20 protein-coding genes are annotated in these 17754 nt (G+C 60.3%); 8 read left to right on the top strand and 12 right to left on the bottom strand.

The features are described from left to right. Nucleotides 1-137 precede the first annotated feature (137 nt). Both HB780_RS30210 and HB780_RS30205 read right to left on the bottom strand, forming a co-directional pair. Nucleotides 138-899 (bottom strand): SURF1 family protein, encoded by a 762-nt coding sequence (locus tag HB780_RS30210; RefSeq protein WP_183691798.1) that lies wholly within the window; start codon nt 897-899, stop codon nt 138-140. Continuing rightward, complete coding sequence (locus HB780_RS30205) at nt 892-1311, bottom strand: DUF983 domain-containing protein (RefSeq protein WP_183691796.1); 420 nt, start codon at nt 1309-1311, stop codon at nt 892-894. Before HB780_RS30205 ends, HB780_RS30210 begins: the two co-directional genes overlap by 8 nt. 155 nt (nt 1312-1466) lie before the next feature. Between HB780_RS30205 and HB780_RS30200 the strand changes: the two genes are divergently transcribed. Next, nucleotides 1467-2111, top strand: a complete 645-nt coding sequence (locus tag HB780_RS30200) for a chloramphenicol phosphotransferase CPT family protein (RefSeq protein ID WP_435693934.1) — start codon at nt 1467-1469, stop codon at nt 2109-2111. A 70-nt stretch (nt 2112-2181) separates the two neighbouring features. Here the strand turns inward: HB780_RS30200 and HB780_RS30195 are convergent, their stop codons facing one another. The 6 genes from HB780_RS30195 to coxB form a co-directional block, all read right to left on the bottom strand. Beyond that, nucleotides 2182-3060, bottom strand: a complete 879-nt coding sequence (locus HB780_RS30195; RefSeq protein WP_007693929.1) for a cytochrome c oxidase subunit 3 — start codon at nt 3058-3060, stop codon at nt 2182-2184. A 63-nt stretch (nt 3061-3123) separates the two neighbouring features. Continuing rightward, a complete protein-coding gene (locus HB780_RS30190) occupies nt 3124-3738 on the bottom strand; it encodes a cytochrome c oxidase assembly protein (protein WP_183691792.1) in 615 nt (204 codons plus the stop codon). A 9-nt stretch (nt 3739-3747) separates the two neighbouring features. Then, entirely contained in the window at nt 3748-3888 is a 141-nt protein-coding gene (locus HB780_RS30185) for a hypothetical protein (protein ID WP_047463470.1), read from the bottom strand. Further along, complete coding sequence (locus HB780_RS30180) at nt 3885-4844, bottom strand: heme o synthase (RefSeq protein WP_183691790.1); 960 nt, start codon at nt 4842-4844, stop codon at nt 3885-3887. Before HB780_RS30180 ends, HB780_RS30185 begins: the two co-directional genes overlap by 4 nt. A gap of 59 nt (nt 4845-4903) precedes the next feature. After that, the gene (ctaD, locus tag HB780_RS30175; RefSeq protein WP_183691788.1) at nt 4904-6598 is read right to left on the bottom strand and encodes a cytochrome c oxidase subunit I; all 1695 of its coding nucleotides are present in this window, start codon (nt 6596-6598) and stop codon (nt 4904-4906) included. 15 nt (nt 6599-6613) lie between these two features. Continuing rightward, on the bottom strand, nt 6614-7504 hold the full coding sequence (gene coxB / locus HB780_RS30170; protein WP_183691786.1) for a cytochrome c oxidase subunit II: 891 nt from the start codon (nt 7502-7504) through the stop codon (nt 6614-6616). A gap of 338 nt (nt 7505-7842) precedes the next feature. Here coxB and HB780_RS30165 point away from each other — a divergent pair, with 338 nt between their 5' ends. Together HB780_RS30165 and tldD are read left to right on the top strand one after the other, a co-directional pair. Next, nucleotides 7843-8454 (top strand): invasion associated locus B family protein, encoded by a 612-nt coding sequence (locus tag HB780_RS30165; protein ID WP_183691784.1) that lies wholly within the window; start codon nt 7843-7845, stop codon nt 8452-8454. Nucleotides 8455-8518: 64 nt separating this feature from the next. Further along, entirely contained in the window at nt 8519-9934 is a 1416-nt protein-coding gene (gene tldD / locus HB780_RS30160) for a metalloprotease TldD (RefSeq protein ID WP_183691782.1), read from the top strand. 15 nt (nt 9935-9949) lie between these two features. On the opposite strand, the gene HB780_RS30155 is transcribed toward tldD, so the two are convergent. Continuing rightward, the gene (locus HB780_RS30155) at nt 9950-10258 is read right to left on the bottom strand and encodes a nucleoside triphosphate pyrophosphohydrolase family protein (RefSeq protein WP_183691780.1); all 309 of its coding nucleotides are present in this window, start codon (nt 10256-10258) and stop codon (nt 9950-9952) included. A 110-nt stretch (nt 10259-10368) separates the two neighbouring features. Beyond that, entirely contained in the window at nt 10369-11664 is a 1296-nt protein-coding gene (locus HB780_RS30150; RefSeq protein ID WP_183691778.1) for a D-alanyl-D-alanine carboxypeptidase, read from the bottom strand. A gap of 228 nt (nt 11665-11892) precedes the next feature. Here HB780_RS30150 and HB780_RS30145 point away from each other — a divergent pair, with 228 nt between their 5' ends. After that, a complete protein-coding gene (locus HB780_RS30145; RefSeq protein WP_183691776.1) occupies nt 11893-12948 on the top strand; it encodes a polysaccharide deacetylase family protein in 1056 nt (351 codons plus the stop codon). Nucleotides 12949-13004: 56 nt separating this feature from the next. Here the strand turns inward: HB780_RS30145 and pdxH are convergent, their stop codons facing one another. Then, nucleotides 13005-13625: a pyridoxamine 5'-phosphate oxidase gene (gene pdxH / locus HB780_RS30140; protein WP_183691774.1), complete on the bottom strand. Its 621-nt coding sequence runs from the start codon at nt 13623-13625 to the stop codon at nt 13005-13007. Between the two features lie 64 nt (nt 13626-13689). Between pdxH and HB780_RS30135 the strand changes: the two genes are divergently transcribed. From HB780_RS30135 to HB780_RS30120, 4 genes are all read left to right on the top strand, one after another. Beyond that, nucleotides 13690-14148 carry an RT0821/Lpp0805 family surface protein gene (locus HB780_RS30135; RefSeq protein WP_183691772.1) on the top strand — a complete coding sequence of 153 codons (459 nt, stop codon included), beginning with the start codon at nt 13690-13692 and terminating at the stop codon, nt 14146-14148. A gap of 328 nt (nt 14149-14476) precedes the next feature. After that, nucleotides 14477-15637, top strand: coding sequence for a DnaJ C-terminal domain-containing protein (locus tag HB780_RS30130; RefSeq protein WP_183697628.1), 1161 nt, complete (start codon nt 14477-14479; stop codon nt 15635-15637). 121 nt (nt 15638-15758) lie between these two features. After that, entirely contained in the window at nt 15759-16577 is an 819-nt protein-coding gene (gene fabI, locus HB780_RS30125) for an enoyl-ACP reductase FabI (RefSeq protein WP_183691770.1), read from the top strand. A 19-nt stretch (nt 16578-16596) separates the two neighbouring features. Further along, nucleotides 16597-17193: a histidine phosphatase family protein gene (locus tag HB780_RS30120; protein WP_183691768.1), complete on the top strand. Its 597-nt coding sequence runs from the start codon at nt 16597-16599 to the stop codon at nt 17191-17193. A 34-nt stretch (nt 17194-17227) separates the two neighbouring features. On the opposite strand, the gene HB780_RS30115 is transcribed toward HB780_RS30120, so the two are convergent. After that, nucleotides 17228-17488, bottom strand: a complete 261-nt coding sequence (locus tag HB780_RS30115; RefSeq protein ID WP_007703658.1) for a DUF1344 domain-containing protein — start codon at nt 17486-17488, stop codon at nt 17228-17230. Nucleotides 17489-17754 lie beyond the last annotated feature (266 nt).

Genomic DNA, 17754 nt, shown 5'->3' with positions numbered 1-17754 from the left:
TGGCAAAGCTATAGATAGGTTCGCCTTGCCGCTTGTCCCACTCGTCCGCATGATCTTATCCAAAAACCGCTGCGCACTTTTGGGATCATGCTCTAGCCCAATATCCCATCGAAATGAAGCTATTCTATTGCGCAAATCTATTGCGACGGTGCGTCTGGATGATGTTTGCGCCACCAGGAGATCGCGACAATGGCGACGAGCACCGCCGCCAGACCATACCAGGTCACGATATATTGCAAATGATTGTTGGGCAGATCGACGATTGTGACGCCGCCGATCGGCATGCTCCCCGGATTGGGCGTCTTGTCGGCATCGACGAAAAAGGGCAGCACCTTGTCCTTCGGCAGCCCGTCGCTCGACGCCATGGCGTCTAGGTCTTTCCAGTAGAAAATATCCTTGGCGAGATCATTGTCCGGCATGCCGGAGGGCTGGCTGGCGAGCTTGGCGCGGGCAAGGCCGGTGACGGTCTGCTGGTCCGTCAGCTGCCCCTGCATGCGCATTTCCGGCTCCTTGGCGTCATAGGGCACGAAGCCTCTGTTGACGAAGAGATAGCGCCCGTCGGCCAGCTGCAGCGGCGTGTAGATATGGAAACCGGGTTCTCCGTCATAGGTCGCGAAGAAATGCCGTTCCTTGTTGTTGATATAGCGGCCGGTCGCCGTGACGCCACGATATTCGATATCGCCGCCGGACGCGGCCATGGCCTCGATTGCCGATAGCGGCACGGGCGGCGCGGACTGACGCGTGGCGATGTCGGCGAGCAAGCCTTCCTTCCAGTGCAGCCGCTCGACCTGCCATGTGCCGAGCGCCAGCAGGATGGCAAGCGCCACGAGCAGGATCAGCACCTTGCCGACCTGCCAGAACGGGTTGGCGCGGCGTGCGGGGATAACAGCCTCAGTCACGGTGAAGACGCCCTTCACTGGCTTTGTTGCGATATTGCAGGGCGATCAGGATGCCCTTGCACCAGCGCAGCGACAGAAGCGACAGGATGATGGTCAGCGGCCCAAACAGCACGACATACACCCATATCGGCGGCCCGTAATTGACTTGCAGCCACAGGACCGCGCCGATGACGATGAAACCGACAATGAGAATGACGAAGACCGCCGGCCCATCGCCGGCATCGGCAAAGGCATAATCGAGATCGCAGGCCGCACAGCGTGGCTTCAGCCCCAGAAGCCCATCGAAGAGCTTGCCATTTCCGCAACGCGGGCAACATCCCTGAAGGCCGACCTTGAAAGGATCGACCGGCGGAAACAGGGCACTGTCGCTGTTTGCCCCGTCGTCTGGGGTTTTGTCTTGCTCTGAGGTCAAGGTTTGGTCTCGAATCGGTATGTCTTCCGGACGAATGTCCGGTTTTCGTCCATGCCATCATCAGTAACCACGATGCCGCCGTCCGTCCAATCCAAAAGCTTGGTGAGCACTGCGAGCCTGCTACAATAGAGACGCCACGGAGGAGGCCCATGGACATCCATCAAGACCGCGACGCCGGCCGGATCATCATTCTGAACGGCGCGCCGCGATCCGGAAAATCCAGCATTGTCGAGGCCATTCAGGCCGGTTTCGACGGCCCCTGGATGAATCTCGGCGTCGACGCCTATGTCAGGCACGTCACGCCAAAACGTTACGGGCCGGGGATCGGCCTGCGGCCAGGCGGCGAGAGGCCTGATCTCGAGCCGCTTGTCCCGCGCCTTTATGCCGCGCTCTACGCCTCCATTGCAGCCCATAGCCGTCTCGGGCTCAATGTCGTCGCCGAGTTCGGCCATCACGATGCCCATTCTCGCCCGCTCGGCATCTTGCAGGACTGTGCCCGGCGATTGACCGGCCTGCCCGTTGTCTTCGTCGGCGTGCGCTGCCCGATCGAAACCATCATGCAGCGGCGGCTAGTGGAAGGCTCGGAGCGGCGCGGCACCTATGTCGGTGTCTCCGCCGACGAGCCGATCCCGGCGCCGGTTCTTGCCTGGCAGGCAGAGGTGCATCGGCCCGGCATCTACGATCTGGAGGTCGATACCTCGATCACAAGCGCTGAGGCCTGCGCCGAGGAGATCGGGCGGCTGATGGATCGGGGCATTCCACGACCGACAGCATTCGAGCGGCTTGCGGCGAGCGGCTGAGGCTACCTGCTCCAAAAGAAAAAGGCGGGCATTTCGGCCCGCCTCTTCATCAAAATTCCGCGTCCGCCGCTTAGCCGTGCGCGATTGGTGCGCCCCAACTGCCCCAGATATAGATGCAGAAGAACAGGAACAGCCAGACGACGTCGACGAAGTGCCAGTACCAGGCGGCCGCCTCGAAGCCGAAATGCTGTTTCGGCGTGAAGTCACCCTTGATCGCGCGGATCAGGCAGACCAGCAGGAAGATCGTGCCGATCAATACGTGGAAACCGTGGAAACCGGTCGCCATGAAGAAGGTCGCGCCATAGATCGAGTTTTTGAACTCGAAGGGCGCATGGGCATATTCATAGGCCTGCACGCAGGAAAAGAACGCGCCGAGCAGAACCGTGAGCGTCAGGCCCTGGATCATGCTTTTGCGGTCATTATGCAGCAGCGCATGGTGCGCCCAGGTGACCGTCGTGCCCGACAGCAGCAGGATGATGGTGTTGTAGATCGGCAGGTGCCAGGGATCGAGGACCTCAACGCCCTTTGGCGGGAATTGCCCGCCGAGGAAGGCCGTTCGCGATGCCTGGATCGCCTCGTTCGGGAAGAGGCTGACGTCGAAATAGGCCCAGAACCAGGCAACGAAGAACATCACTTCCGAAGCGATGAACATGATCATGCCGTAGCGCAGATGCAGCGAGACGACGCGGGTATGCGCGCCCTCATGCGCTTCCTTCACCGTGTCCGACCACCAGCCGTACATGACGTAGAGGATCAGCGCCAGGCCGATGAAGAACAGCCATGGGTGCGCCCAATCGAGGCCGAACAGGTGCAGCGAGCCGCCGTTGAGATAACGCATGAAGCCGACGCCACCGAAGGTGATGATGAAGGCCCCGATGGCTGCCAGCAGCGGCCACGGGCTCGGGTCGATGATGTGGTAGTCGTGTTTCTTCTGATGCGCCTCTGCCATGTCAGCAATCCCCGAATGACTTTTTCCCATATTGCTCCCGGCTGAGCCGAAAAGCACTCTCCATCAAAGTTTCTTTTCCGCCGCCTTCGTCGCCGCGCCCTCGTTCGACGCGACTGGCTTTGCGCCATCGCGTGGGTAGAAGGTGTAGGACAATGTCAGCGCCGTGATCGTCTTCGTCTCTTCCGCTTTGGTAATCTCCGGATCGACGTAGAAGACCACCGGCATCTCACGCTTTTCCCCCGGCGCGAGATCGGTCTCGTTGAAGCAGAAACATTGCACCTTGTTGAAATAGGCGCCCGCTTCCACCGGCGAGACGTTGAAAATTGCCTGTCCGCGCGTCGGCTGGTCGGACTTGTTTTCGGCCACGAACTTGATCTCGATCGTCTCGCCGATCTTCGGGTTGACTTCCTTCTGCATCGGCTTGAAGTCCCAGGGCACGCCCGGAGCAACATTGGCGTCGAAGGTAACCTTGATCGGCCTGTCGAGAATAACGCTGGATGCCTGGTCGACGCGCTGCGTCGTGCCGTTGAAGCCCGTGACCTCGCAGAAGATGCGATAGAGCGGCACGGCGGCGGCGCTCATGGCGCTCATACCGACGACGAAACTCAGGCACATGGCAACCACCAGGCCATTGTTGCGGCCTGTCGTCCTCACCTTGTTGGTTGTCCCCTCCTCCATCACGCCTCCTCAAACGTGTCCAGTGCCGACCTTGATGATGGTGATCGCGTAGAACAGGATCACCAGGCCGGCAAGCACCAGGCCGAGCGCGATATTGCGCCCTCGCCGCGATTTCTTTTGCGCGTCCGTAAGCTTGACAAGTTCGATCATAGCCAGCCCCCCACGCCACCCGACATCAGCGCGGCAACGAGCCTGTCGATCAAGAGCGCCGAAAAAATTGCGAAGAGATAGAAGATCGAAAAGGCAAAGAGTTTCTTCGCCGGCGCCATCTTTACATCGTCATCCGGCATGCGCCAGACAGAGATGGAACAGTGGACGAAAATCACACCGAGAATGGTGGCGACGACACCGTAGCCGAGGCTTGCAAAGCCCATGAAGGACGGGACCACGCCGATAATGGCGGTCAGCACGGCATAGGCGACGATCTGATTTTTGGTGGTGGGGATGCCCGCTACGTTCGGCAGCATCGGCACGCCGACGGACTCGTAGTCCCCCATCTTGAACAGCGCCAGCGCCCAGAAATGCGCCGGCGTCCAGAGGAAGATGATCAGGAAGAGCACGACGCTTTCGATCGTCACATTGCCGGTCACGCAGGCCCAGCCGATGACGGGCGGGAAAGCGCCGGCGGCACCGCCGATAACGATGTTCTGCGGCGTCGAGCGCTTCAGCCACATCGTATAAACGACGGCATAGAAGAAAATGGTGAAGGCGAGGATGCCGGCCGAAAGCCAGTTGACGGCAAGACCGAGGATCGTCACCGAGAAGCCCGACAATATCAGGCCGAAAGCCAGTGCTTCGGAAGGTGCCACGCGGCCAGCCGGGATCGGGCGTTTCGCCGTGCGGGTCATGATCGCGTCAATATCGGCGTCGTACCACATGTTCAGCGCGCCGGATGCGCCGGCGCCGACGGCGATGCAGAGAATGGCGATCAGACCGAGAACCGGATTGATATGCCCCGGCGCCAAAACCAGGCCGGCAAAGGCGGTGAAGACGACCAACGACATGACGCGCGGTTTCAGGAGCTCGAAATAATCGCGCGCACCCGCTTCCGAGAGGCCGTTATCGCCTTCCTTCGCAAGCGCTTCGTGATTGTCGATGACCGTCATTCTTTCATTTCCAATGTCAGTTGAGCCGGACGCCGCTTATCACGGCGTCCGGGAATAGGCTACTTGATACGCGGCAACTCTTCCCACTGATGGAACGGCGGCGGCGATGACAGCTGCCATTCGAGCGTCGTAGCGCCCTCGCCCCAAGGATTGTCGCCGGCAACACGCTTCTTGGCGAAGGCGTCATAAACGCCATAGAGGAAGATAACCACACCCACGGCTGCGACATAGGAGCCCATGGAGGAAACGAAGTTCCAGCCGGCGAACGCATCCGGATAGTCGATGTAGCGGCGCGGCATGCCGGCACGACCAAGGAAGTGCTGCGGGAAGAACACCATGTTGACGCCGATGAAGGTGACCCAGAAATGCAGGTTGCCGATCTTCTCGTTGTACATGTAGCCGGTCATCTTCGGGAACCAGTAGTACCAGGCGGCGAAGATGGCGAAGACGGCGCCGAGCGACAGCACGTAATGGAAGTGCGCCACGACATAGTAGGTGTCGTGCCATACCCGGTCGAGGCCGGCATTGGCGAGCTGTACGCCGGTGACGCCACCGACCGTAAACAGGAAGATGAAGCCGATCGCCCAGATCATCGGCGTGCGGAACTCGATCGAGCCACCCCACATCGTCGCGATCCACGAGAAGATCTTCACGCCTGTGGGAACAGCGATGACCATCGTTGCGAAGACGAAGTAGCGCTGCGTGTCGAGCGACAGGCCGACCGTATACATGTGGTGAGCCCAGACGACGAAGCCGACAGCACCGATCGCAACCATGGCATAGGCCATGCCGAGGTAACCGAAGATCGGCTTGCGCGAGAAGGTCGAGATGATGTGGCTGACCATACCGAAGCCGGGCAGGATCAGGATGTAGACTTCCGGGTGACCGAAGAACCAGAACAGGTGCTGGTAGAGGATCGGATCGCCGCCGCCTTCAGGGGCAAAGAAGGTCGTGCCGAAGTTGCGGTCGGTCAGCACCATGGTGATGGCGCCTGCCAGAACCGGCAGCGACAAGAGCAGCAGGAAGGCGGTGATCAGCACCGACCAGGCAAAAAGCGGCATCTTGTGCAGCGTCATGCCCGGAGCGCGCATATTGAGGATCGTGGTGATGAAGTTGATCGCGCCAAGGATCGAGGATGCGCCGGCGATATGCAGCGCGAAGATCACCAGGTCGACCGCAGGTCCGGGATGACCGACCACACCGGATAGAGGCGGATACATCGTCCAGCCGCCGCCCGCGCCATAGGCACCGGCCGGACCTTCGACGAACATCGACAGGATCAGAAGCAGGAAAGCCGGAACGATCAGCCAGAAGGAGATGTTGTTCAGGCGCGGAAACGCCATGTCCGGCGCGCCGATCATGATCGGCACCATCCAGTTGGCAAAGCCGCCGATCATCGCCGGCATGACCATGAAGAAGATCATGATCAGCGCGTGAGCGGTGACGAAGACGTTGTACATCTGCTTGCCGCCATCGATGGAAGCATCGCCAGCATAGCCATAAACCATGGAAGCCAGGCCGCTGAAGATCTGGATGCCGGGTTCCTGCAGCTCCATGCGGATGGCAATCGACAGCAGGAAGCCGATGAGACCCGCGAAGATCGCGAAGATCAGATAGAGGGTGCCGATGTCCTTGTGGTTCGTCGAGAAAAGCCAGCGGTTTGCGAAACTGGGCTTGTGAGCGTGGTGATCGTCATGCGCATGGGCGTCGTGATGATCGTGCGAGTGATCGTCGTGTGCCGTGGATCCAGCCATTGTCCCTAATCCCTCTTACTTCGCGACGTTTTCAGCGACATTGACGGTAGCCGGCTGATCGACGGCGGCCATCAGGGCCTTGTTCGCCTTGCTCAGATCACCGGCAGCACTGGTCAGCCACTGCTGGTATTGATCCTGGGAGACGATGCGGATGGCGATCGGCATGAACGCATGGTCCTTGCCGCAGAGCTCGGAACACTGGCCGTAGTACAGACCTTCACGGTCGGCCTTGAACCAGGTCTCGTTCAGACGGCCCGGAACGGCGTCGATCTTGAGGCCGAAGGACGGCATGCCGAAAGAATGGATGACATCCGTGGGTGCCGCGGTGACGAGAACGCGCACGACCTTGTCGACGGGCAGCACCAGCTCGTTGTCGACGGCGAGAAGCCGCGGATATTTCGACTTGTCTTCCTTGCCGGCTGCCCCGCGATCGGGCTCCTTCAGCATGAAGGAATCGAAAGCCAGCGGGTTATTTCCGCTGTTTTCATATTCGTAGTTCCACTGCCACTGCGTCGCCGTCGCCTTGACGGTCACGTCGGGATTCTGCGGAAAGGTGAGCTGCTTTGTCAGAAGTTCGAAGGACGGTACGGCTAGGAACAGAAGAACGAGAACCGGCCCCACCGTCCACATAACCTCGATCACCGTGTTGTGGCTCGTCTTGGAGGGCACCGGATTCTTGGAGGCCCGAAACTTGACCATGACGACGATCAGAAGGACGAGTACCAGCAAAGTAACCGGAATGATAAACCAAAGCGTGTATGCTTCGAACCAGCGTATTTCATGCATGTTGCCGGTTGCCGCCTCCTGCAGACCGGTTTCCCATGGTTTTGGCTGATCGGCATAGCTGCCGGTCGCAAAAAGCAGACAGGCGATAGCCGCCAGAGCTGCATAAGCCCTCTTAATCACGATGTCTCTCCCTCCAGCGTTTGATCCCAGATCAACCTCAAACGCAGTATCCCTACAGTCCTCTGCGCTTCAAACCACAGTTTGGGGCACACCGCAACAACTCACAACATTTGTCCGTGCGGCATTTTTGCGCGAACTATACTCCCCCGGGCTCACTAAACATGCCAAGCATTTCATCATCATACGAAAAATTGCATGATGGTCCATCGCGTTGCCGGGACAAAATAGGATAGAGGTCGTATTTCCGCCGCACTCGGTTGGAATTCAGCAGGCGGGGCTTTTCATTTGCCAGGCTGGGCTTCAACAATAGCGGCACTGATTCGAATCTAGAGGTTTCCATGGGTTTTCGTTCCCTCGCGCGGCTTTGGTTTGCCACCGCCAGCATCGCTGTCGCGGTTGCCGTGCCCGTTTCAGCGCAGCAGGCACAGCCGGCGCCGCAGGCCCAACAGTTGCAACCGCAGCAGGCTCAGCAGCAACCGACACATACCCAGCAGGTCCCCACCACCCAGGTTCCACAACCGCCGGGCACGGTGCGCTCGAGCCATGGCGCTTGGTCCGTGGTCTGCGACAAGCCGGCGGGCGCCGCCACCGAGCAATGTGCGCTGATGCAGAATGTCATCGCCGAAGACCGGCCGGAAGTCGGCCTCTCGGTCGTCGTGTTGAAGACCGCCGACCGCAAATCGAAGATCCTGCGCGTGCTCGCTCCTCTCGGCGTATTGCTGCCGAACGGCCTCGGCCTCAACATCGACGGCAAGGATATCGGCCGCGCCTATTTCGTGCGCTGCTTCACGGACGGCTGCTATGCCGAAGTGGTGCTTGAGGACGAGCTCTTGAAGACGCTGCGCAGTGGGGCGACCGCCACCTTCATCGTCTTCCAGTCGCCCGAGGAAGGCATTGGCATTCCAGTCGATCTCAAGGGCTTCGCTGACGGCTACGACGCGCTTCCGTAACCCGGCAGGGCTTGCTCTCTCGCCATGCGACGCCTACATCGGCTCTGAACGGAGCACCTGACCCATGAATACCGATCTCCTTACCCTCTTCGATGCCGACGAAACCAAGCTGCGCGCCATTGTTGCCGAGGCGCTTGCCGGCGCCGACGATGGCGAGCTTTTCGTCGAGCATGTCCAGGCGGAATCGCTGACCTTCGACAACGGACGGATGAAGGGCGGCAGCTTCAACACCGAACAGGGCTTTGGCCTGCGCGCCGTCGCTGGCGAGGCGGTCGGTTACGCCCATGCGGGCGACCTTTCGGAAGCGGCGCTGAAGCGCGCCGCCGATGCTGTACGCGCGGTCACCTCTGGCTATGCCGGCTCCTATGCAGCCGCACCCCAGCGCACCAACAAAGTGCTCTACAGCGACGAGAATCCGATCGGAGCGCCGAGCTTCGAGGACAAGGCGAAGCTCCTGCAGCAGATCGACAGCTATCTGCGCGACAAGGACGGCAAGGTTCGCCAGGTGACGGCCTCCGTCGCCGCGAGCTGGCAAGTCGTCGATATTCTTCGCGCCGACGGCCATCGCGTCCGTGACATCAGGCCGATGACCCGCATCAACATCTCCGTCATGGTCGGCGACGGCGACAAGCAGGAATCCGGTTCCTTCGGCACCGGCGGCCGCCTCGGCTTCGGCGATTTCGCCACCCAAGAGAACTGGCAGCGCGGCGCCGACGAGGCTCTCCGCCAGGCACTCGTCAATCTCGAAGCGATCGATGCGCCGGCCGGCACGATGGATGTCGTTCTCGGCTCCGGTTGGCCAGGCGTGATGCTGCATGAAGCCGTCGGCCACGGGCTGGAAGGCGATTTCAACCGCAAGAAGACTTCGGCCTTTGCCGGACTTTTGGGCCAGATGGTTGCATCGCCCGGTGTCACCGTCGTCGACGACGGCACGATCGAAAACCGCCGCGGTTCGATCACGGTCGACGACGAAGGCACGCCTTCGGCCTATAATGTCCTGATCGAGAACGGCAAGCTGGTCGGCTACATGCAGGACCGGCAGAATGCCCGCCTGATGGGCATGAAGGCCACCGGCAACGGCCGTCGTCAGGGCTATGCCCATACGCCGATGCCACGCATGACCAATACCTACATGCTTGGCGGCGACAAGACGCCGGAAGAAATCATCGCCTCGGTGAAAAAGGGCGTCTACGCCGTTTCCTTCGGCGGCGGCCAGGTGGATATCACCTCCGGCAAGTTCGTCTTCGGCTGCACCGAGGCCTATCTGATCGAAAACGGCAAGATCGGCGCACCGATCAAGGGCGCCATGCTGATCGGCAACGGCCCCGATGCCATGAAGCGCGTCTCGATGATCGGCAACGACATGAAACTCGACACCGGCATCGGCAATTGCGGCAAGGCGGGCCAATGGGTCCCCGTCGGCGTCGGCCAGCCGCATCTGAGGATGGATCAGGTCACGGTCGGCGGGACGAAGACGTAAGGCCTATTTCCTGCTTCATCCCACCTCCGGCCGGAAACGCCATTTCCGTTCCACAGCGGCGGCGAGGTCCAGGCCGTTGCGGTGGGCGAAGAGCAGGATATGGCCGAGCACGTCGGCCGTCTCGTCTGCCAGCGCGGTCGCCAGTTCCTCGTCCGTCATGCCCTTGCGCCTGCCACGACCTGTCGTCTTGTTCCAGATCTGGGTCAATTCCCCCATCTCTTCCTGCAGCTTGAGCACGAACCAATCGTCGTCGCGTTCCACACCATTGGCAGTGGCGTAGGTAACAGAAGCTTTCTCGAATTGCTGGATCAGACTGGCGAGCATCGATATTGTTCCCTTTATGTTCAGGGCATCAATGAGCGATTCTGCCGTAAATGTCGAGACGGCGGAGCTTGCGCCCCGCCGTCTCGATAGATCCAGATTTTGACTTTCGATCAGCCCTTGTGCGGCAGAAGCAGGCAGTTGAAATCGTTCCGCTTCAGCGCGGCACAGGCAGAGTTCGCGTCGTCGCGGCTATCGAAGCCGACGAAGCGGGCGCGGTAGACGGTGCTGCTGCCCTTGCCGACGGCTTCCGTATAGGGCGAGGCATTGGCGAGTGCATTGCCGGCCTTCGACTGGGCTGCGGAGAGCAGATCCTTGGCTGCCTGCGCTGTCGGGGTTGCGGCGATCTGCACCTGCCAGCGGCCGGTCGCCGGCTTGCCGGCATTCATGATTTCATCCATCGCCACCGGGCGGTCCATCGGCACGGTCACGTTCGGGACAGCCGCGAAGGCGAGCGGGGTCGGTGCCTGAGCTGGGTTGAACTCGGCGCGCTTACGCGTTGTCGCTGTCGTCTGCGTATCGATGTCAACGGCGACGTCATCCGATGCCGAAGCCACCTCGACCTGCTTGACCTTGCCGCCACCGATGCTTGCAACCAGGCGTGAGGTCGCCACGGGGTTGGCCTTTGGCACGTAGCGATCAAGAAGCGAAGCCATCAACGCGTCGCGGCCGCGGGCGGTTGCGCCACCCATGACGACGCCGATGACGCGGCGATTGCCCTGGCGCACGGCGCTGACAAGGTTGAAGCCGGAAGCATTGGTATAGCCGGTCTTGATGCCGTCCATGCCCTCGTAGCGATACATCAGGTTATTATGACCGCGAATGCTGTTGCCGCGATAGTTGAAGCCTGTCTGCGAGAACAGCCGGTATTCCTGGGGATAGTTGTTGATCAGCGCTACGGCGAGCGTCGACATATCGCGCGCAGTGGTTATCTGCGCCATGCTCGGCAGGCCCGACGGATTGGTGAACACGGTGCGGCGCATGCCGAGTTCGCGCGCTTTCTGCGTCATCATGCGGGCAAAGCCGCTTTCGCTGCCACCGAGCGCTTCGCCCATGGCTGTGGCGGCATCGTTGGCAGACTTGATGATCATGCCGTCGACGGCTTCACGCACGGTTACGGTGCTGCCTGCCTTCAGGCCGAGCTTGGTCGGGCTCTTGCCGGCGGCGTTGCGCGATACCGGTATCTTGCTGTTCCAGCTGAACTTGCCGCGATGAAGCGCCTCGAACGTCATGTAGAGCGTCATCATCTTGGTCAGCGACGCCGGATGATTGAGATCATCGGCATTGCTCGAAGCCAGCACCGCGCCGGTCTTCGCGTCCATGATGAAATAGGCACTGCCCGCAAAGCTCACCACGGGCGCTGCCAACAGCACGACGGCCGCAGAGAGGGCCATCAGATATTTTTTCATATTCGTCCCCAAACGAAACAAATGCCAATACACCGCGTCAACCTGTTGTGCGCTTTTGCGACAGAAGCCTGATATTCGGTGCGATATTGAGGCAACACCCTCAAGAGATTCCCAATTTTGCCTTTGCTGGTAAAATAACGGTTAACATATTGAAAATATGGCGCAGATTCAGCAAGGATTAACGGCGCTCCAGTACAGCATGGGTCTTCGTCAACCGGGTCAATCCCCATGCAGCAAGGCATCAGAGACTGTCTCAAGCGCGCCGCAATCTCCGGCGGGCTGGAAACTGCCATAATTCTGAAGAACCTCGGGCTGATGCGCGATGCTGCCGGCCTCGGTGCCATCTTTACCCTGCACCATGTCCGTCCGCCGCAGCCCCGCCGCTTCGCGCCGAATGCCCATCTGGAAATTTCGCCAGAATTCCTCGACCGCGCGCTGACCCGGCTGAAACGGGATGGCTACGATTTCATCGCGCTTGATGCGCTGCCGGAGCGGATGGCAAGCAAAGGCGACAGGCAGCCCTTCGCGGCCTTCACCCTGGATGACGGCAGTCGGGACAATCTCGACCATGCGCTGCCGGTCTTTGCTCGCCACAATGCCCCCTTTACGGTCTTCGTCGCCCAGGGCCTGTCAGAGCGGACACATAGCATATGGTGGGAAACGCTGGCCGACCTGCTTGACCGGCTGGACCACCTGACGTTCGATTTCGGGGCGGGGACGGAAAGCTTCGATCTTGACAGGGCCGGCCAGCGACAGGCCGTATTCGCGCGGTTCGCGACCTATGTTCATGGCCGCGACGAGAGGGAGGCCGTCGGCCGGGTCGATGAGCTTGCACGCAAGAACGACCTGGAGCCGCTCGATCTCGTGTGCGCCTCGATCATGGACCGGACGGAACTGAAGCAGCTAGTCGCCCATCCCCTCGCCTCGCTCGGCGCCCATACGGTCAGCCATCGGGCACTTGCCCGGCTGCCGGAGGCGGAAGCCGCGGCGGAAATGGCGCTGTCGGCGGATTATATTGCCGGGATCACCGGCCGGCGGCCGGCAGCGATCGCCTATCCCTACGGCACGGCCGATGCGGCCTCATCGCGTGAAGCCCGGCTAGCGGCGGAACTCGGTTTTGCCATCGGCGTCACGACCCGGCCCGGAACGATCGCGGCCGCAAATGCTGCCACCACCCTCCTTCCCCGGCTGTCGTTGAACGGCCATTATCAGAAGGCGCGTTATGCCTCAGCGCTCGCCTCGGGCATCCCCATGCGCCAATTCAAAATGTTACTGCGACCTTAGCGCGTCCGATTGGACGCGCGGCGCAGTCGTGGGACGCCGGGCGCCGGCATAATCAGTCAGGGATACATCCGGACCTTTTCCCAGGCACCTTCCGGCACTTCGCGACGGAATTCGACGCGGTCGTGCAGACGGAATGGACGATCGTGCCAGAACTCGATCGACAGCGGCCGAATACGAAAACCGGACCAATGAGGCGGGCGTGGAATGTCGCCGATGGCATAGCGCGCGGTATATTCGGCAACCGCCTTTTCCAGCGCGAAACGGCCCTCGAGTGGGCGCGATTGCTTGGAAGCCCAGGCGCCGATACGGCTGCCGCGAGCCCTCGTCTTGTAATATTCGTCGGCTTCCCTGTCGCTCACCACTTCAACCAGACCACGCAAGCGCACCTGCCGTCGCAGCGACTTCCAGTGGAAACACATGGCCGCTTTCTTCTGGGAAAGAATTTCTTGGCCTTTCTGGCTCTCGAAATTTGTATAGAATACGAATCCCTGACTATCGAAACCTTTCAGAAGGACCATGCGGACGTTTGGCAATCCATCCTTATCAACCGTTGCCAAGGCAACCGCATTCGGATCATTCGGCTCAGTGGTTTCTGCTTCGCGCAGCCAAGTGGCGAAAAGTGCGAAGGGTTCATTCTGTTCGGTGAAGTCACCGCTTGTTAACTCGTTTTCCGACATATTAGCTCAAATGCTCCGCAATTCCTAAAAATCGCCAGTCCCTGACGCTGGCCAAGATACTCGGGTGGAAGTCATAACAAAGTCGACGGTTCATACAAAGCGCAAGCTTGTAAAAGGCGCGGCGATGGCGATTGCCATTCTCTCCCTTTTCTCCCTTGGCGGCTGTGTCAGCGGCGGCATGGATATCCTGAGTTCTGCGAAGGTGGACCGAAGCGTGTCCACAGGTACGGTACCGACAGCACCCGTTACCACCGATAGCATTTCCGACGAGACCACCGTGCGCAATGCCGTGACCTCGGCGGATCTCCACAGGCTTAATGGACAACCCGTGCCGTGGGCGAATGCCTCGACGGGCAGCGCCGGCGTCATCGACACGATCGTCGAAAATGCCGCCTCGGGGCAAGTCTGCCGCCAGTTCCGCACCACCCGGCACTCCTATCAGGGTATCGCGAACTTCTCCGGCAGGACCTGCCTCCTCGGGCAAGGCGAATGGCAATTGCTGAGCTTCCAGCAGGCCGGCTGACCACCCGCCCTCTCCTCATTCATGCCCATCAAACGACCCCGCCGGGACAGGCGGGCGGTGGAACCGCGTGCTGTCTTACGGCCTTGGCGGGGACCTTCTCGCTGTCCCGCCTCGTGTCTTAGCGAACGGCTAACCATTATGGCAAATCGCCCGAGCAGCCCGCGCCCGGCGTAACAACTGATTAGCAACTGTTCCCGCAGGATCACACCACATGCGCGTCGACCTTCCCTGACACCTGGGGACACGGGAGGGGAGCGCGGTCCATTCTATTATTTCCTTTTGGGCGCCCCAACGAGGCTTGGCGCCGTCCAAATCGGTGGTTGAGATGATGCGCGATCCGTACAAGCTACTTGGCGTAAAGAGAGATGCAGGGGCAGACGAAATCAAGTCGGCGTGGCGCAACCTGGCAAAGGTGGTCCATCCCGACCATAATATCGGCGATCCCACCGCAACGGAACGCTTTGCCGAAATCGGCCGCGCCTACGAAACGCTGAAGGATCCGCAGAAGCGCAGCCGTTACGATCAGGTGGCGCACATGACCGAAGCGAAGGCGCAGAGCCGCGAACAGACCATCATGCAGCAGCGCCAGGCGGCGCGCGAAGCCGAGGAGCGCGCCAAGGCAGCGCGTGCTAATGCCGAAAAGATCATGGAAGAGCTCGCCCGCGCCAATGCCCGCAAGGCGCAGGCGGCGGCGACCGCCAGTCCGCAGGTCGCTGGCGCGAGCGAATCGCCCGAAGATATGGTCGAGCGCATTTTTGGCGTGAAGGCCGCACAAACCGCTCCGAACCAGGCTGGGGCCGACACCGTCGCCACAGAGGCGGAGAAACAACGCGAGGCGAACAGCGCCGCGATCAACGACGCTTTCGTTGACGAGGAGCAGCTTGCGACGGGAACCGGCTCGAGCGCTGTGCGCTCCCCTCTCGGCATACTCGGCGAGCTCGTGCGCCGCATCACCGGCGTCGCTCAGGACAAGCCTCCGGAGAAAACGCCGGAGATCGCCGCCGAGGCGACCATCACGCTCGACGACATGCTCAAGGGACAGTGGATCACCGTTGCGCTCCCCGAAGGGCGGGAAGCACGCTTCCAGGCGACGACGGATATTGGCAACGGACAGGTCCTGCACCTGAAGAATCAGGGGCTGAAACTGCCGGGCATGCTGCGCGGCGATGTGGCGATCACCGTCCATCTTTCCACCGACGACCGCTTCACGCTCGATGGCTTCGACGTCCGCACGACACTTCCGGTCACCATCGAAAATGCCGTGCTCGGTTATGAGACGGAGGTCGAGGGATTGAACGGTCAGGTTCGGCTAACGGTTCCCGCCTGGTCCGGTTCGGATCAGGTCATCCGAATCTCCGGCGAGGGCCTTCCGGATGGACAGGGTGGAAAAGGCGATCTGGTGGTGGAGTTGCGCCTGATGCTCTGGGAAAAGCCGGATGACAAAGTCACCGATTTGATGCGCAGCATGCGGGAAGGCTTTTTTCTGTGAAATTTCAGTGACAACCGCACCCTTTGTTACGCTCCCTAACAGTTGATGATCTTGACAATGCTTGAACAGGGGAACGGCCTATGCCATAGGCAGGGTCAATCGTAGTTCAAGGGAGCATAATATGGCTCAAGCCACTGGCCTCATGGCAGGCAAGCGCGGCGTCATTCTCGGCGTTGCTAATAACCGTTCCATAGCGTGGGGCATTGCCAAGGCCTGTTCGGACGCCGGTGCCGAAGTCGCAATGACGTGGCAGGGTGACGCTTTGAAGAAGCGCGTCGAGCCGCTCGCTCAGGAACTTGGCGCCTTCATGGCGGGCCATTGCGACGTGACCGAGCCCGCGACGATCGACGCCGTCATCGACGCGCTCGAAGCCAAATGGGGCAAGATCGATTTCGTCGTGCATGCCATTGCCTTCTCCGACAAGGACGAGCTGACCGGTCGTTACGTCGACACGAGCCGCGATAACTTCGCGCGCACGATGGACATCTCGGTCTATTCCTTCACCGCAGTCGCCCAGCGCGCCGAGCGAATCATGAATGACGGCGGCTCGCTAGTCACCCTCACCTATTACGGTGCGGAAAAGGTCATGCCGCATTACAACGTCATGGGTGTCGCCAAGGCCGCTCTCGAAGCAAGCGTTCGCTATCTCGCCGTCGACCTCGGCGGCCGCGGTATTCGCGTCAACGCGATTTCGGCCGGCCCGATCAAGACGCTGGCCGCTTCCGGCATTGGCGATTTCCGCTATATCCTGAAGTGGAACGAATATAACGCGCCGCTGAAGCGCGGGGTTACCATCGACGAGGTCGGAAATTCCGCACTTTATCTGCTCTCCGATCTCTCCACCGCCGTCACCGGCGAAATCCATCATGTCGATTCCGGTTACCACACCGTCGGCATGAAGGCTGTGGACGCGCCCGACATGTCGGTCCTCAAGGACTGAACAACAGGAAGTCTGAACCGTGCCGCCTATCCTTTATGTGATCCGCCACGGTCAGACCGACTGGAATGCCGAGCGTCGGCTGCAAGGCCAGAAAGACATCGATCTCAACGCCATCGGCCGCGCGCAGGCGCGGCAGAACGGCCTTGAACTGGCCGAGATTCTCGCCTTCGAAAACCAGCCCTTCGACTTTGTTGCGAGCCCGATGCGGCGCACGCGCGAGACCATGGAGATCGCGCGGGAAGCCATGGGCCTGCCGCCCAAGGACTATCGCACCGACGAACGGCTGGTCGAAGTTTCCTTCGGCGCCTGGGAAGGCTTCACCATCAAGGAATTGAAGGCGACCGAGGCCGAGCGTCTTGCCGAGCGCAATGCAGGCAAGTGGGATTTCATCCCACCCGGCGACGAAGCGGAGAGCTACGAGATCCTCTCCTGGCGCGTCGGCTCATGGCTGGCGTCCGTCGACAAGCCGACCGTCTGCGTCACTCATGGCGGCGTGATTCGTTCGCTATTCCGGCTCGTCGGTGATGTCTCGAAAGAAGATGCCTCGGAGACCGAGATCCCGCAGGACCGTGTCCTGAAGATCGATCCGCAGATGAAGATCATCGGCTGGATCTAAAGCAGCCGCGTGTTCGGCTAGCGGCCGCCAATTTTCACTGCACGATATCGAGGTCGTTGATGACGCGCTTGCCGTCGACTTCGGTGTAGAAAACATCGACCTTGACGCCGGGTTTCAGGCCGCTGAAATCGAAATCCTCCGGCGCCTGATAGTTCTTGCCGTCGTCCAGCGTAATGCTGAAATTCTTCGCGTCGACTTTCTTGATCGTGGACTGGACGTCGGCGCTTTCGGCAAAGCCGGCAACGGGGGCAAGAAAACTTGCCGTGGCCAGGAGCGTCGCAACAAAGAAGCGCATTGGAAGGACCCTTTTTATTCCATTTCGGTGCCAATTTTGATCTGACATAGATAATACTTTGAATATGGCGGAAGTTGCCCGCAACAATGGCTTTCGCCGCCCAATTGATGAATGTATCGTCACAATCCACAGCCTAGTCTAATCTTTGTTCACCATATCAGGTGCTTGACGGACTTTCACCTCCCCCGTGCGTGCGCCGTCATCATGGAAAGAAAGATTTGCCTCGGCGGTTTTTTGGCCTATGAGTGTGCCGCAATTCCAAAAGA

The sequence above is a fragment of the Rhizobium lusitanum genome (genome assembly GCF_014189535.1).
Taxonomy (GTDB): Bacteria; Pseudomonadota; Alphaproteobacteria; order Rhizobiales; family Rhizobiaceae; genus Rhizobium; species Rhizobium lusitanum_C.
The sequence above is the reverse complement of the archived record's forward strand: the minus strand, read 5'-3'. Positions and strand labels throughout refer to the sequence as shown.